Raw genomic sequence first — 15,601 nt, 5'->3', positions numbered from 1 at the left:
AAGCACATTTGAATCAGTGTCGATGGAAATCGACCAACATTTTTTCATTGCAAACGGAATTTCATCGCCCCCACTTCGTCTTGCTCTGCTTCCCAAAACGGCCCTTGCGCGTGCCCGGCTTGCCCTCGTTCGAGCGGCCGACGCGCGGCGCTACTTGCTGATCGGCGGGCAACCCCAGCTCGTCGGCCTCCAGCTTGCGGATTTCATCGCGCAAGCGTCCAGCTTCCTCGAACTCCAAATCCGCCGCCGCATCGCGCATCTTCTTTTCGAGGTCCTGGATATAGGCGCGCAGATTGTGCCCGACCATGTGCGCGGGCTTGTCGTCGCCGATGTCGATCGTCACCTGATCCTTCGACGCGACATGCGCGATGATGTCGCCGATGTTACGCTTGATCGTCGTCGGGGTGATGCCGTGCTCGGTGTTGTACGCCTCCTGCTTTTCGCGGCGTCGGTCGGTCTCGCGCATTGCGCGCTCCATACTGCCGGTGATGCGGTCGGCGTAGAGGATGACGCGGCCGTCGACGTTGCGCGCGGCGCGGCCGATCGTCTGCACGAGGCTGGTCTCGCTGCGCAGAAAGCCTTCCTTGTCGGCATCGAGGATCGCAACGAGCCCGCATTCGGGAATGTCGAGCCCTTCGCGGAGCAGGTTGATCCCGATCAGCACGTCGAATACCCCGAGCCGCAGATCGCGGATGATCTCGATACGCTCGAGCGTCTCGACGTCCGAGTGCATGTAGCGGACCTTCAGCCCGGCTTCGTGGAGGAATTCGGTGAGATCCTCGGCCATGCGCTTGGTCAGCGTGGTGACGAGGGTGCGGTATCCCGCCGCGGCGGTCTTTTTCGCCTCGACGATCAGGTCGTCGACCTGCTCCTCGACGGGCTTGATCTCGACCGGCGGGTCGATCAGGCCGGTGGGGCGGATCACCTGTTCGGCGAAGACGCCCTGCGTGCGGTCCATCTCCCACGTCCCCGGCGTCGCCGAGACGCTGACCGTCTGCGGGCGCATCAAATCCCATTCGGCGAAGCGCAGCGGCCGGTTGTCGATGCAGCTCGGCAGGCGAAAGCCATATTCGGCGAGCGTGATCTTGCGGCGGTGATCGCCCTTCGACATCGCGCCGATCTGCGGAATCGTCTGGTGGCTCTCGTCGACGAAGAGCAGCGCGTTGTCGGGGAGATATTCGAACAAGGTCGGCGGCGGCTCGCCGGGCAGGCGACCGGTGAGGAAGCGGCTGTAATTCTCGATCCCCGCGCAGCTTCCGGTGGCGGCGATCATCTCGAGGTCGAAATTGGTTCGCTGTTCGAGCCGCTGGGCTTCGAGCAGCCGGCCCTCCGCTTCGAGCTCCTTGAGGCGCTCGGCGAGTTCGTGCCGGATCGCCTCGCTCGCTTGTTTCAGCGTCGGTCCGGGGGTCACATAGTGGCTGTTGGCATAGATGCGGACCGAATTGAGGTTCGCGATCTTCTTGCCGGTCAGCGGGTCGAACTCGGTGATCTCCTCGATCTCGTCGCCGAAGAAGCTGACGCGCCACGCCATATCCTCATAGTGCGACGGGAAGATTTCCAGAGAATCCCCACGCACGCGGAAATTGCCGCGCGCGAACGCCTGATCGTTGCGCTTGTACTGGAGTGCGACGAGCTTGCGGATGATCTCGCGATTGTCGGCGACCTGGCCTTTCTTGAGGTCGAAGATCATCGCCGAATAGGTTTCGACCGAGCCGATGCCATAGAGGCACGACACCGACGCGACGATGATGACATCGTCGCGTTCGAGCAGCGCGCGCGTCGCGGAATGGCGCATCCGGTCGATCGCCTCGTTTACCGAACTTTCCTTCTCGATATAGGTGTCCGACCGCGGGACATAGGCCTCGGGCTGGTAATAGTCGTAATAGCTGACGAAATATTCGACCGCATTGTTCGGGAAGAAGCTCTTGAACTCGCCATAGAGCTGCGCCGCGAGGATCTTGTTCGGGGCGAGGATGAGGGCGGGGCGCTGCAACTCGTCGATCACCTTCGCCATGGTGAAGGTCTTGCCCGAACCGGTGACGCCGAGCAGTACCTGGTCGCGTTCGCCGCCCTGCGCGGTCGACACGAGTTCCTCGATCGCGGTCGGCTGGTCGCCCGCGGGCTCATAGTCGCTAACCAGTTCGAATCGCTTGCCGCCTTCGACCTTGTCGGGGCGGGCGGGGCGATGGGGGACATAGCCTTCGGCGGTGTCGATTTCGTCGAGCGAGGTGCGAATCTGGATTGCCATCGCTGCCAATATGGTATCGATGGGGCGGGTCCACAATCGCAATAAACAGAAGAACGCCCCCTAACGGTATAGGCACAGGAGACAGGGTATGAAGAAATTTCTGACGGTCGCCGCCATCGGCGCGCTGGTCGCGGTGGCGGGTTGCAGCGGCAAGGGCGAAAATGCCGGCGGCACGGCGAAGCGCGAGGCCGGCAACTGGAAAACCGACGTCAAGCTGGTAAAGTTCGAAGTTCCGGGCATGGCGCCCGAGATGAAGACCCAGATGACGCAGATGATGGAAGGCGCCAGCGGCATGGACCAGTGCCTCACGCAGGAGCAGGTCGACAAGGAAGATGTCGCGGCCGAGCTCGCCAAGGGCGGCGGCGAATGCAAATGGTCGAAGAAGGAGGTCGGGGGCGGCAAGATCGACGTCGCCGGCACCTGCATGCAGAACGGCCAGACCGTCGATATGGCGATGACCGGCACGATGGCGGCGAAGAAGACCGACGTGACGATCACGACCAAGGGCAAGGTTCCGACCGGCGGCGACATGGAAATGGTCATGCAGATGACCCAGACCCACACCGGCCCGTGCAAGGCCGCGACGACGACTTGAGCGCCCGCGCTTTTTTCGAAACGAATGACAGGGGCGTCAGTGCAAACTGGCGCCCCTTCCTTTTGGCGGCGCCGGCAAGGGGAGGGCCGTTTAATCCGTCCGCCAGAAGCCGGCAACGCGCCCACGGCGCTTGTCGCCGCGGACCGGAAAGGTGGTGAAGGAAGCGGGAGGTCGACTTGCCGGGCAGCAGAACAGGTGGGGCTGTCGGGCCGCCCGGCGAAGTCTTGAAATGAAGCCTGAGGGGGATCGAAAGATGCCAGGGACCAGCTCGCACCCTTCGCCTTTTGGCTTCACACCGCGTCATCGTAGGAATGCCGCGACGCCGGAAATGATGCCAGAGTTTCCCATATCCGGCAGTTACAAGGGGTCACATCGCGCAATGTTGCCGGTTGATAACCAATCCTTAACCTGATTTCGCGTTTTTCCTTGCGGATTGGCGCGGCGATTTTCTTCTGATATGGACCAAGGTTGCCGTGTTACCGTTACGTCAAAGTAACAAAGGGTGGCTGCGCGGGCCGATTGGCGTATCTACCGCACCGCCCGTCAGGGGTATTCGAGGGTAGCATGGACCAGGCGAAAGCGAACGAGACACAGGATCGGGCCGAGGTCGACCGGATCATCGCCCAAGAGCTCGAGACGCTGCTCGGCTCCCCGATGTTCACCCGTTCGCCGGTGTTGTCGCGGCTGCTGCAATTCCTCGTCCAGCATCGCCTGCGCGGCGGCCGCAGCTCGCCCAAGGCCTATGCGATCGCCACCGAGGCGCTGGGGCGCAGCGAAGATTTCGATCCCGCCGTCGACAGCTATCCGCGCGTCATGGTCGGGCGGCTGCGCAGCCTGCTCGACCGCTATTATGCCGACACCCCCTGGGTTCACCGCCTGCGCGTGCCGCAGGGCAGCTATGAGGTCGTCGTTCAATATCGCTCGGCGCCGCCGTCGGCGCGATCGGCCGGCGATCAGGCGGGCGATGATGACGTCAAGGCCGCAACCGTTCCGGCGGCGCCCGCCGATCCGCGCGCGCGCTCGCGGCCCGGTGATCGCGGGTCGCGGTTCGGCCGGTGGCTCGTCGTGCTCATCCTCATGGCGCTCGCGCTTTTCACCCTGTGGACGCTCCGGGGCGGTTCCAGCCGGTTGTTCGTCGGCGACCCGGTGCCCGCTCCGCTGCTCGAAGTCAGGCCGCCGCTTGCGGGCAATTCGCCGCAGTCGCGGGCGCTGGCGCGCGCGCTCGACGGCAAGCTGCGCGACGGGCTGCGGCGCTTCGAACTGGTCGATCTCCTGAGTGCGAAGGCGCCGGGCGGCGCGACGGCGCGCGCGGGCGATTATCGGCTCGATACCTCGCTGGTACGCACGGTCGAAGGCGACACCGATGTCACGCTCGTCCTCAACCGCGTCGCCGACCAGCGCGCGATCTGGTCGCAGCAGATGCGCCTGACCAGCGACGAAACCCCCGAATTCACCGCGATCGAACCGCTGATCGCCCAGCTCGCCGGCGATTATGGCGTGATCGTGCGCGACCAGATTCAGCGCCAGCCCGACAATTTCGCGGCGGGCTTTCCGTGCCTCGCGCAGTTCAACCGGATGCGCCAGATGCGCAATGCCGCGTCGGCGAAGCGGGTCGATACCTGCCTGCGCGCGACGATCGAGGCGAATCCGCGCGATCCGGTTGCGCTGACCGCGCTGTCGCTCGTGCGCTATGGCGACTGGCAGCCGCAGCGGTTGATGCCGGCGGGCCGCGAGGCGCTCGGCGAAGCGCGCGCGCTCGCGCTGCGCTCCTATGAAAGCAGCCCCAATTCGGCGGCGGGGCTGTTCGCGATGGCGCGCGCCAATTTCTATTCGGGCAATTGCGCCGGCGGCAATGCGATGGGCGAAGCGGCGCTCGCGCTCAACCCCTATGACGCCGACATGGCGGGCTTCCTCGGTCTGTTCAAGCTGACGTGCGGGCAGGCCGACGAAGGCGAGGCGCTGCTCCGCCGCTCGCTGCAACTCGACGCCTCCTATCCCGGCGTCCCGGCGGTCACCCTGGCCTTCGTCCTGTCGCAGCGCGGCGAGCTGGAAGAGGCGGACCGGATCCTCGATCAAATGCCGTCGCCGAGCAATATGGAGCCGCAATATATGATGGTGCGCGCGGTCGTGCTCGCACGGCAGGGCGATGTAGCCGCGGCGCGTGCGCAGTGGCAGCGCCTGCTCGCCTATACGCGCCAGCCGGCCGACGCGGCGCCCGAAACCGTGCTCGGCCGTTTCATGATCACCCCCGCGGTGATCCAGCGCGCCTCGGCGGCGCTGCGCGATTCAGGCGTCGTGCCCACCGAGACCGCGCCATAAAGCGGCCAAACGCGGCGAACGGTTCGGTTCGACCTTGAATGCGGCGACACCACCCCCTATTTCCGCACGCAGGTGCCGAGGGGGCGGAAAGGGACGCATTCGGCCTATCGCTGCGGAAGAGCGGCCGGCCGATGCCAGCCCTCTTGCCAGTCCCGCCCTCGGGCACTAGGGCAATTTTCAACATTCACGACATAGTCAGAAAAAAGGAACTGTGCATGAGCGATTCGGCCGAAAAGGTTAAAAAGATCGTCGTCGAACATCTGGGCGTCGAAGCCGACAAGGTTACCGAGGAAGCGAGCTTCATCGACGATCTGGGCGCCGACAGCCTCGACATCGTCGAACTGGTGATGGCGTTCGAAGAAGAATTCGGCGTCGAAATCCCCGACGACGCGGCGGAAAAGATCGCCACCGTCAAGGACGCGATCGACTATATCGAAGCGAACAAGGGCTAATATGGCTCTGTCCGGCGTGGCCGGACGCGGCGGCGACGCCGCCCACGCGTTTCCGGCTTCCCGGCCCCGAGCGTTCGCGCGCAGTGGCCGGGAAGCTTTTTTTATGCGCGCGGCTCCTTTAGAAGCGCGCCGAGGATAATGACGCGGCACCCTGCGGGGGCAGGGGCCGATGAAAGGAATGACTATGCGCCGGGTTGTGGTGACGGGTTTGGGTTTGGTGACGCCGCTGGGCGCCGATGTGGAAACCACATGGGCCAATCTGATCGCGGGCAAATCGGGCGCGGGTACGATCACCCATTTCGACGCGTCGGACCAGAAATGCACGATCGCGTGCGAAGTGAAGGGTCCCGACCATGAATATGGCTTCGATCCCGGCAAGCGCGTCGATCACAAGGTCCAGCGCCAGGTCGATCCCTTCATCATCTTCGGCATCGACGCCGCGGGGCAGGCGCTCGAAGACGCTGGGCTGACCGACCTGACCGAAGAACAGAAGGTGCGCGCCGGCTGCTCGATCGGCTCGGGCATCGGCGGTCTGCCGGGCATCGAGAGCGAAAGCCTGCTGCTCGCCGAAAAGGGGCCGAGCCGCGTCAGCCCGCACTTCGTCCACGGCCGCCTGATCAACCTTATCTCGGGCCAGGTCAGCATCAAATATGGCCTGAAAGGGCCGAACCACGCCGTCGTCACCGCCTGCTCGACCGGCGCGCATTCGATCGGCGATGCGGCGCGGATGATCAGGGACGACGATGCGGACATCATGCTCGCAGGCGGCGCCGAGGCGACGATCTGCCCGATCGGCATCGCCGGCTTCGCGCAGGCGCGCGCGCTCAACATGAGCTATAATGACCGCCCCGAACAGGCGAGCCGTCCCTATGACAAGGACCGCGACGGCTTTGTGATGGGCGAGGGCGCGGGCGTCGTCGTGCTCGAGGAATATGAGCATGCCAAGGCGCGCGGCGCCAAGATCTACGCCGAGGTCGTCGGTTACGGCCTGTCGGGCGACGCCTATCACGTTACCGCGCCCGATCCCGAAATGGACGGCGCGTACCGTTCGATGGCGGCGGCGCTCAAAAAGGCGGGCATGACCCCCGCCGACATCGACTATATCAACGCGCATGGCACTTCGACGATGGCCGACACGATCGAACTCGGCGCGGTGAAGCGCCTGTTCGGCGACGCGATGTCCAATGTCTCGATGAGCTCGACCAAGTCGGCGATCGGCCATCTGCTCGGCGGCGCGGGCGCGGTCGAGACGATCTTCTGCATCCTCGCGATCCGCGACCAGATCGTGCCGCCGACGCTCAACCTCGACAATCCCGACGAGGGCACCGAGGGCGCCGACCTCGTCCCGAAGGTCGCCAAGAAGCGCAAGGTCAAGGCCGCGCTCAACAACAGCTTCGGCTTCGGCGGCACCAACGCCAGCCTGATCGTGAAAGCCGTCGAGGACTGACGCGCCGCTCACCGACTTCCGTTCGCCCTGAGCTTGTCGAAGGGCCGTCCTTCTCCTCTCCGACGTGGAAAGAAAGAACAGTGCTTCGACAAGCTCAGCACGAACGGGTTTGGATGCGAGCTCCATGACAATCGGGCGCCTCCTGCTGGCCACCTTGCTCGCCCTGCTGCTCGCCGCCTGTTCGGGGGCGCCGAAGGATGCCGAGGTCGTCATCCCGCAGGGTGCGAGCATCGCGAAGGCGGGAGAGATTCTCGAGGACGCCGGGCTCGTCTCGGCATCGAGCTTTCGCAATCAGGCGCGCTTCTTCGGCTCGGACGAGCCGATCAAGCCCGGCGAATACAAGATCGAAAAGGGGATGGACGCGGGCGACATCCTCGCGCTGTTCCAGTCGGGCAAGACGATCCAGCGGCTCGTGATGATCCCCGAAGGCATGCCCTCGATCATGGTGTGGGAAAGGCTGATGGCCGAGCCGCGCCTTAAGGGCGAAATTCCGGTGCCCGCCGAAGGCAGCATATTGCCCGACTCCTATGCCTTCACCACCGGCGAGACCCGCGCCGCGGTCGTGAAGCGGATGCAGGCGGCGATGGACAAGGCGTTCGCCGAGCTGTGGACCAAGCGCACCCCGCGTACCGCGGTCAAGAACCGCAACGAAGCGATCACGCTCGCGTCGATCGTCGAGAAGGAAACCGCCGTCGCGGCCGAGCGCCGCACCGTCGCGGGCGTCTACACCAACCGCCTCGGCGTCGGGATGCGGCTCCAGGCCGATCCGACGATCATCTACCCGGTCACCAAGGGCAAGCCGCTCGGAAGGCGCATATTGCGCTCCGAAATCCAGGCGGTGAACGGATATAACACCTACAGCATGGCCGGGCTGCCCAAGGGGCCGATCGCCAACCCGGGCAAGGCGTCGATCGCCGCCGTGCTCGACCCCGAGGCGAACGATTATCTCTTCTTCGTCGCGCAGGGCGACGGCAGCCACGTCTTTGCGCGGACGCTGTCGGAGCATAATGCGAACGTCCAGAAATGGTATGCGCTCCGCCGCCAGCGGGGCGAGATGGAATAGCAGTTCCAAGCGAAATGGGAGATTCGATGACCACCGCGAAACTCTTCATCCACGGCGTCCCCGACAGCCCGGCGATCTGGCGGCCGCTCCTGACCGAACTCGACCTCGGCGACACCCCCGTCGCGGTCCCCGCGCTTCCGGGCTTCACGGCGCCGCTGCCCGCCGGCTTTGCCGCGACCAAGGAAGCCTATGCCGACTGGGCGGTGGGAGAAGCCGAGGCCCTGGTCGCCGCGCACGGCCCGATCGACATCGTCGGGCATGACTGGGGCGCGCTGATCGCGCAGCGCGTTGCGATGTTGCGCCCCGACCTGATCCGCAGCTGGGCGATCTCGAACGCGGTTATCGATCCCGACTATCGCGGCCACCGCATCGCGCGCATCTGGAACACGCCGATCCTCGGCGAAATCTTCATGGCGCTGAGCAAGGCCGACAAGCTCGCCGAGGGGCTCGCGGTGCAGGGCATGCCCGCCGACATCGCGCGCGAAGAGGCCGAACAGTGGAAGAACAAGGACAAGCGCCGCGCGATCCTCAAACTCTATCGCTCGGCGAGGGGGCTGAGCTTCGCGCACGACTGGGCGCTGGACATCCCGAAACTGCCCGCGAACGGCGCGCTGATCTGGGGCGAGGGCGATCCCTATGTCGAACTGTCGGTCGCGCGCAGCTATGCCGCGAACACCGGCACGCCGCTCACGATCATCGAAGGGGCGGGGCATTGGGCGATCGCCGAGCGTCCGGCCGAGGTCGCCGCCGCGCTCCGCGCCTTCTGGAACAGCCTCTAAAGCGTGGATAATTTTATTTCATCGCTTTGCACGATTATTGTGACGCAATAAATCGATTGGAACGCCGAAACGATCCGGCGCATTGGATGGATATCGAGAAAGGGCGTCCCGTGGACGATGGCAAATCTCCCCCGAAACCGCCTCGCCCATCCCCTCTCGAAGCAGATGGCCCGGACCTCCCCCCTCCCGACCGGACCACTGGCGCCGCGCCCATCATCGCGACCGCGACGATGGGCGCGGCGGATCAGCGCTTTTTCGACGCGCTGCGCGCCGCGCACTTCCCGCCCGAACGCAATTATCTCGCGGCGCATATCACGCTCTTTCACCAGCTGCCGCCGTCGTGCCTCGACGAACTCGATCGCCTGTTCCGCCGCATCGCCGCCGATACGCCGCCGCCCGCGGCGATGCTGCGCGAGGTCTATTCGCTCGGACAGGGCGTCGCCTTCCGCATCGAGAGCCCCGAGCTGCTCGCGATCCGCGCGCGCATAGCCGATCATTTCGCCGGCATGCTGACCGCGCAGGATCAGGGAACGCCGCGGCTTCACATCACCGTGCAGAACAAGGTCGCCGCGGCCGAAGCGCGTGCGCTGCTCGCGGAACTGGCGTCCGGTTTCCGCTCGCGTCCACTCGCGATCAAGGGACTCGCGGCGCATCACTATCGCGGCGGCCCGTGGGAGCCCGCCTTCGCGCGCAGTTTTCGGGGTCTGCACAGATGATATTGACCGGCGCGGAGAGCCTGCCTATAGGCGCTGCTCGCCCGATGCGGCGGCCTTTCGGGGCGGAGTAGCTCAGCAGGTTAGAGCAGCGGAATCATAATCCGCGTGTCGGGGGTTCGAGTCCCTCCTCCGCTACCAAGACCCAAAATCTACAAAAGTCCGTCATCGTCCGCCGATGTCTTTTTTCGCAATAAAATCAAATATTTCTGGCGTCCTCTGCGGGCCGATTGCGTCCGTTCGCGACCGTCTGAATCCGCCTGCAGCGATTTGATTTTTGCGAAAAATGGGGGCTAGATTCGCCCTGTATCAACTACAGGCTAGCCCCAAAATGCCGCTGACCGATCTCGAGATCAAATATGCGACTCTTCGCAAACGCCCCTACAAGCTGTTCGACGGCCAGGGCCTCTACCTGCTCGTACAACCGGGCGGTACAAAGCTTTGGCGCCTGAAATATCATTTCGATGGCAAGGAGAAGGTGCTGAATTTCGGGAAATACCCCGAGGTTGCCGCCGCCGCCGCGAGGCAGAAAAGAAAAGACGCAAAGGCGACGCTCAAGGAAGGCGTCGATCCGGCAGTCTCGCTTGCCCGTCCTGACGCACCGACGACGTTCGAGCCCATCGCACGGGCATGGCACGCCAATCGTGCCGAAAGCCTGGATGCCGCCCATGCCAGCCGCGTCATCCGGCGCATGGAGCGAGACGCCTTTCCGGCTCTGGGCGCGCGGCCGATCGATGAGATCGATGCACCGGAGGTTTTGGACGTGATCCGTGCGGTCGAGGCACGCGGCGCGCTCGACATCAGCCGGCGGCTCAAGCAGGGCATCAGCCAGGTGTTCCGGTTCGCGATTGCGAGCGGCTGGGCGGAGACCGATCCGACGCTCAGTCTCAACGATGCGCTGAGGCCCAAGCCCAAAGTCCGGCACCGGGCGAGGGTATCGCTCGCCGAGCTTCCCGGACTGGTGACCGCGATCCGGAACTATGATGGTGAAGCGGATAGCCGTCGGCGCGAGACGACGCGCGATGCGATGCTGTTCACTTTGCTGACCTGGGCACGGACGAGCGAGACGCGCTTTTGCGAGTGGGACGAGTTCGAGGATCTTGGAACCGAAAACGCGCTGTGGCGCATTTCGCCCGAGCGCATGAAGATGGAGCGCGAACATCTGGTGCCGCTGTCCGCGCAAGTCTCCGAGATGTTGCTGCGCCGCAAGCGCATATCGAACGATCGCTACGTCTTTCCCGGCGAAAAGCCGGGCCAGCCGATTTCGGAAAACACGATGATCTATGCCTGCTATCGCATGGGCTATCTCGGGAAACAGACGGTTCACGGATTCCGGGGTCTTGGGTCGACGTGGGCCAATGAGGCCGAATGCTATCGGCCTGACTGGATCGAAATGGCGCTCGCCCATGTTGATGAGGACGAGGTCCGCGGCGCATACAACAGCGCGCTCTACCTCTCGCCCCGCCGCCGCATGCTGGAGGATTGGGCCAATCATCTCGACGGGAAGGGCGCCGAAGATGGCGGCAAGCAACTTCCGGCCATCGCAAAGCAAACAAGGATCGCCCAACGCAATGTCCCGCCGTCGAGGCCCCAACCTTTGGTCGTGGGGCGCGAGGTGTTTTGGCAGCGTTCCCGAACCACCATTGGTCGATATTAGGCGCTTCGCACACGCAGACGGCGCTGCGACAGCGTCTCTTTCCAGACGCGGCGAGCGGAAGAGGTTGCCATCGATCGTCAAGACGCAGCTCCGAGTGGCTCGTTTCAACCGTTGTTGGCGATTCAAGAATTGACTTGACGCGAGATGAAAGATTCGGGAAACAGCTTGCAGAAGCTCGTAGAAGGACATTGCATGCCGTCGTTCCAGGAACAACTCGATGAGGCCTTTCCCCCGGACGCCGATGCGGCGCTTGCTCGCTGCGTTGCGCAGGCGATCATGCTTGCCGGCGACGTGATGGCCAACGAGCCGTTCCTCAATTCACTGATCGGGAGCGATATTCGCGGCCATATTCGCCGCGCCGCAGTGCTCTTCAATGTCCACCAAAGCTGCCGGGCAGGGGATCTCCCGTTCGATTCCGAGATGACGCGCATGCCGCTGGGCGGGGGGCATTGGGTCGAGCTTCGTTCGGGGGTGTATCGCGCGCACATCTGCCGGACCGATGGTCCCGTGGCTTTTCCCGAAGAAACGCCGACGCGCCAGGACCAGCGCCTCAGCAACCAGCTCGACATGTTCGAACCCGACCCTGTAGTCGTGCCGTTCCGTGCGCCCTCGGAGACCGAGATGTACGCTTGGCTGACGTTTGGGGCCGAGGGGCGTGATCTCACCCACTTGTGCTGGGGTATGCCCGAGGCCGGCCGTAACAGCTGGCTGGCGCGCACGAACGTCCTCAATCGCCTCGGCCCGGCGTTCGAATATCCGGTCGAGGCGCCGGAGGCTACCGCTCCCTCGGTGGTACTGCGCTTTCGCGAGCATATCGAAGAAGAATTGCGCCGCGACGATGAAGGCTCTGGTGCCGACGAAGGCTCCTGATTACCGGTGACGACATGAGCAAAGACAAGGACGCTCCGACCTCGGTCGGAGCAAAACCGATTCCGGAACGGATAAGGGAAGCCCGCGAAGCGCGTGGGCTGTCAGGGGAGAGCTTTGCTGACGCGATTGGCGTCAGTCGGCAGGCGGTCGCGCAGTTCGAGACCGGCCAGACCTCGCCGGGCGGCGAGACGATGAGCCGGATAATTGCCGAGACCGGTCAGCCGATATCCTTTTTCACGAATGTGCCATCGCGACCCGGCGAGCCACGCGCTCCCTTTTTTCGCAGCCTGAAAAGAATGGAGCAGCAGCAGCGCCGGCGTATCGTACGCCGCATGCAGTGGGCTGGCGATATTGGCATGCTCCTCGAGCGCTTTATTGATCTTCCGGCAGTGAACTTCCCGGACTTCGAATTCGATCTCGAGCGCGGCGATGAGGACGATATCGAACGTGCTGCCGAATCGCTGCGCGATCATTGGGGACTTGGCCGTGGTCCGATCCGCGGCCTTGCCGCCATCATGGAGCAGAACGGTATTCTCATCGTCCGCGAGCCCGTGCGCTGCCAGGACATGGATGCTGTCAGCTGCTGGATCGGCGGCCGTCCCATCGTGCTGCTATCGGAGGAAGTCGTCAGCGGTCCGCGCGATCTTTTCAATCTCGCGCACGAACTCGGTCACCTAGCGTTGCATCCCGACGTCGAAGTGAGCGGTGCCAATCTCGACATGATCGAGAAGCAGGCCAACCGCTTCGCAAGCGCCTTCCTGCTTCCCCGCGAAAGCTTCAGCCGCGAGGTGCTTGGCAGTTCGCTCGCCTATTTCAAATCGCTCAAAAGCCGATGGGGCGTTGCGATCGCGGCGATGGCATATCGAAGCCGCGATCTCGGTATCTTGTCGGAGAACCAATATTCCTATTTGTTTCGGCAGATGAACGCGCAGCGGATCCGAAAGGTCGAACCGCTCGACGACATGTTTCCGGTCAATCGTCCGACGGTGCTTGGTGAGGGTCTGCGCATGCTCGTCGAGCATGGGGTCCACAGCCGCTCTCAGATCGAAGCGTCGCTCAGCCTGAACCTGCGTGACGTTGAGGCGATTGCTGGTCTCGACCATGGCTACCTCGACCAGCGCGTTGTACCCATAAGGCTCCATGCCGATATTCGGGACGATCACAAATAGCCCGGCGGTAGGGCATAAAGTATCCAGAGATACTACGTGTTGCGCTGCAGCATCACTCGAGCATTATTCGAGCAAGTGGTTGTCTATTTTTATCGCCACCGGATCGCAAATGAGTATGTCGCACGACGCGACCCGATGAAGGGGCTCCTTCATCACAAACCTGGCGGCCTTTTAGGCCGCCTTTTTTGCAACCGGCCTCTGCGCCCGCACTTGGGAAGAAGCGATAGCAGCGCGTCTTGGAACAAATTCAGCATCCATTAGCGGCAATGCGTTCGGAGAGATTGCCGGTCAGCGGCGGCCTGGAAAGCGTGGGATGTCAATCTGATCGAACATGCCGCCATAGCCTAGCGCCATAGGCATATCCCATTCGAGCATGCTGTAAGGATGACCGGCGTCGAACGCGCTGGCAGCGTCGAGGTCTGCCAGTTTCTCGTCGCTCAGGACGAGCTCCACCGCCCTCAGATTTTCCGTCAGCTGCTCCGCACGGGTTGCGCCGACGATCGGGATGACGCCGCGCGCCATCATCCAGGCAAGCGCGACTTGCCCCGAGGTGGCTCCGAGTCCGTCCGCAATCTTGTCGAGCGCCAAGGCGATCTCGCGATTGCGTTCGTCCAGGGGCTGGAGCTGCATGCTGTCCATGCGATTATTGCCGTCGCCCGCCGTCCCGCGCGTATATTTGCCAGAGAGAATCCCGCCGGCCAGCGGCGACCAGGCGGTGACGGCGATATCGTGCGCTTGGGCGAGCGGCAGATGCTCGCGCTCGATCGAGCGCTGGACGAGGCTATACTCGAGCTGCATCGCACTTACCGGCACCAGTCCGCGCAAATCGTGGAAAGCTTGTGCACGCGAGACCACCCAGGCAGGAACGTCAGACAAGCCTATGTGCAGGATCTTACCGGCGCTGACCGCATCATCGAGGGCGCGCTGCACCTCTTCGACAGGCGTGGTGAAGTCCCACCAATGCACGAAATAGAGGTCGATATAGTCGACGCCGAGACGCTTCAGGCTGGCATCTAGCGAGCGTGTGAGGCTCTTGCGGTGCATGCCTGCGGCATTGGGGTCGCCGCCGCCGGGCACGGCGTTGGCATATTTGCTCGCGATCACGAACCGGTCGCGGTCGGGTGCGACCATCCGCCCGACGATCCGCTCGCTCTCGCCCCCGGTGTACATGTTGGCCGTGTCGATGAAATTACCGCCTGCCTCGACGAAGGCGTCGAACACCGGTCGGCACTCCTCTTCGGGCCGCGACCAGTCTGCCGCGGTCCCGAAGGTCATGGTGCCGAGCGCGACCTGCGACACGCGCAGGCCGCTCTTCCCGAGCAGGCGGTAGCGCATCAGGCCTGCTCGCCGAGGCCCGGGTTGTTTCGCCAGGCTTCATCGGGATTGGGGATCACGCCGAGCTGCATCGCGAACTCGCGGAAGTTCCAGTGGGTGCGGCAGCGCACGATCTTGCCGTCGCGGTAGAATTGCGTGGTCGTGCCGCGCGTATAGGTTGTCTTGCCGGCGGCGGGGATGCCGAAGAAATCCTCGTTATGCGTGGCTTTCCATATCCACTGCATATAGCCCCATTCGTCATATTCGAAATCGGCGCCGAGAAAGATATTGTCGGCGTAGCGGCGATAGACGTCCTCGGGGAACTCGCCGGGCGTCGGGCCCTTGCGCGTCTGGGCGTGCTGGCGAGGACAGCGATCGCCATCGTAGCTCAGCACTTCGAACTTGTGGACGCCAAACGGCGAGTCCGGCCCCGAATTGTTGAAGACGACGAACGCCTTGTAGAGATCCTCCTTGGTGGTGATCGTCTGCATGAACTCGATATCTTCCCAGACGAAGTCGTCGGCATAATAGCCGAGCACTTCCTCGGCGCCCTTGTCGAAGAATGCGGTGACCCAGTCCTGCGCACTGTTGAAGTCCTTCGCCCGGCTATTGTGCGAAGGCGTATCGACGCCCGTCGCCATGGTCGGCGAGCGAATGCCGCGGAGCACGCGCTGCTGGTCGGGCGTCAGATGTTCGTCGGTGACGTGGGCGGCATATAGAAAATGCATGTGTCTTCCTCTCTCGTCCGGAATCGTGCGGGCTTAGCCCGTTCTCAGTGCCGGCAAATTATCCTGCTATATGGTCTTTGCCACGGCAGAAGGGGTCACGGCGAGGCCGAACGTGCCAGCAGGTCCAAATCTTTGGCACCCTCTGCTTTTTCGTGGCACGGCTGGCCCTTCGGGGCGGCGCTTGCTGCCCATAGGCTTCCCATCAACCAGAAAGAGGATGGCGCGGCGCGCCGTCCCGCATGCGGAG

At 63.6% G+C, this 15,601-nt stretch carries 13 protein-coding genes and 1 tRNA gene; 11 read left to right on the top strand and 3 right to left on the bottom strand.

Annotated features, from left to right (window positions below; all coding sequences use genetic code 11):
* Window positions 1-61: 61 nt before the first annotated feature.
* Window positions 62-2,248 (bottom strand): excinuclease ABC subunit UvrB, encoded by a 2,187-nt coding sequence (gene uvrB / locus GGR90_RS11820; protein ID WP_167921668.1) that lies wholly within the window; start codon window positions 2,246-2,248, stop codon window positions 62-64.
* 88 nt (window positions 2,249-2,336) lie between these two features.
* Between uvrB and GGR90_RS11815 the strand changes: the two genes are divergently transcribed.
* The 11 genes from GGR90_RS11815 (at window position 2,337) to GGR90_RS11765 (ending at window position 13,312) form a co-directional block, all read left to right on the top strand.
* Entirely contained in the window at window positions 2,337-2,843 is a 507-nt protein-coding gene (locus GGR90_RS11815; protein WP_167921667.1) for a DUF3617 domain-containing protein, read from the top strand.
* A 564-nt stretch (window positions 2,844-3,407) separates the two neighbouring features.
* Window positions 3,408-5,162 carry a tetratricopeptide repeat protein gene (locus GGR90_RS11810; protein WP_167921666.1) on the top strand — a complete coding sequence of 585 codons (1,755 nt, stop codon included), beginning with the start codon at window positions 3,408-3,410 and terminating at the stop codon, window positions 5,160-5,162.
* Window positions 5,163-5,377: 215 nt separating this feature from the next.
* On the top strand, window positions 5,378-5,614 hold the full coding sequence (locus tag GGR90_RS11805) for an acyl carrier protein (protein WP_003039428.1): 237 nt from the start codon (window positions 5,378-5,380) through the stop codon (window positions 5,612-5,614).
* Window positions 5,615-5,798: 184 nt separating this feature from the next.
* On the top strand, window positions 5,799-7,061 hold the full coding sequence (fabF, locus tag GGR90_RS11800; protein ID WP_167921665.1) for a beta-ketoacyl-ACP synthase II: 1,263 nt from the start codon (window positions 5,799-5,801) through the stop codon (window positions 7,059-7,061).
* Window positions 7,062-7,185: 124 nt separating this feature from the next.
* On the top strand, window positions 7,186-8,124 hold the full coding sequence (mltG, locus tag GGR90_RS11795) for an endolytic transglycosylase MltG (RefSeq protein ID WP_167921664.1): 939 nt from the start codon (window positions 7,186-7,188) through the stop codon (window positions 8,122-8,124).
* Window positions 8,125-8,150: 26 nt separating this feature from the next.
* Window positions 8,151-8,903 carry an alpha/beta fold hydrolase gene (locus tag GGR90_RS11790; protein ID WP_167921663.1) on the top strand — a complete coding sequence of 251 codons (753 nt, stop codon included), beginning with the start codon at window positions 8,151-8,153 and terminating at the stop codon, window positions 8,901-8,903.
* Between the two features lie 230 nt (window positions 8,904-9,133).
* Window positions 9,134-9,619: a 2'-5' RNA ligase family protein gene (locus GGR90_RS11785; RefSeq protein WP_167921662.1), complete on the top strand. Its 486-nt coding sequence runs from the start codon at window positions 9,134-9,136 to the stop codon at window positions 9,617-9,619.
* A 61-nt stretch (window positions 9,620-9,680) separates the two neighbouring features.
* A tRNA-Met gene (locus GGR90_RS11780) sits at window positions 9,681-9,757 on the top strand.
* A 190-nt stretch (window positions 9,758-9,947) separates the two neighbouring features.
* The gene (locus GGR90_RS11775) at window positions 9,948-11,273 is read left to right on the top strand and encodes a tyrosine-type recombinase/integrase (protein ID WP_167921661.1); all 1,326 of its coding nucleotides are present in this window, start codon (window positions 9,948-9,950) and stop codon (window positions 11,271-11,273) included.
* Window positions 11,274-11,417: 144 nt separating this feature from the next.
* A complete protein-coding gene (locus tag GGR90_RS11770; protein ID WP_167921660.1) occupies window positions 11,418-12,143 on the top strand; it encodes a hypothetical protein in 726 nt (241 codons plus the stop codon).
* Between the two features lie 14 nt (window positions 12,144-12,157).
* Window positions 12,158-13,312, top strand: a complete 1,155-nt coding sequence (locus GGR90_RS11765; RefSeq protein WP_167921659.1) for an XRE family transcriptional regulator — start codon at window positions 12,158-12,160, stop codon at window positions 13,310-13,312.
* Between the two features lie 288 nt (window positions 13,313-13,600).
* Here the strand turns inward: GGR90_RS11765 and GGR90_RS11760 are convergent, their stop codons facing one another.
* Window positions 13,601-14,647, bottom strand: a complete 1,047-nt coding sequence (locus GGR90_RS11760; RefSeq protein WP_167921658.1) for an aldo/keto reductase — start codon at window positions 14,645-14,647, stop codon at window positions 13,601-13,603.
* Entirely contained in the window at window positions 14,647-15,354 is a 708-nt protein-coding gene (locus tag GGR90_RS11755) for an ester cyclase (RefSeq protein ID WP_167921657.1), read from the bottom strand. The genes GGR90_RS11760 and GGR90_RS11755 overlap by 1 nt, the downstream gene beginning before the upstream one ends.
* Window positions 15,355-15,601 lie beyond the last annotated feature (247 nt).

Origin of the sequence: Sphingopyxis italica, assembly GCF_011926545.1 — a bacterium.
GTDB classification, from domain to species: Bacteria; Pseudomonadota; Alphaproteobacteria; order Sphingomonadales; family Sphingomonadaceae; genus Sphingopyxis; species Sphingopyxis italica.
Note: the sequence above shows the minus strand (reverse complement) of the source record. Positions and strands in the feature narration are given on the sequence as shown.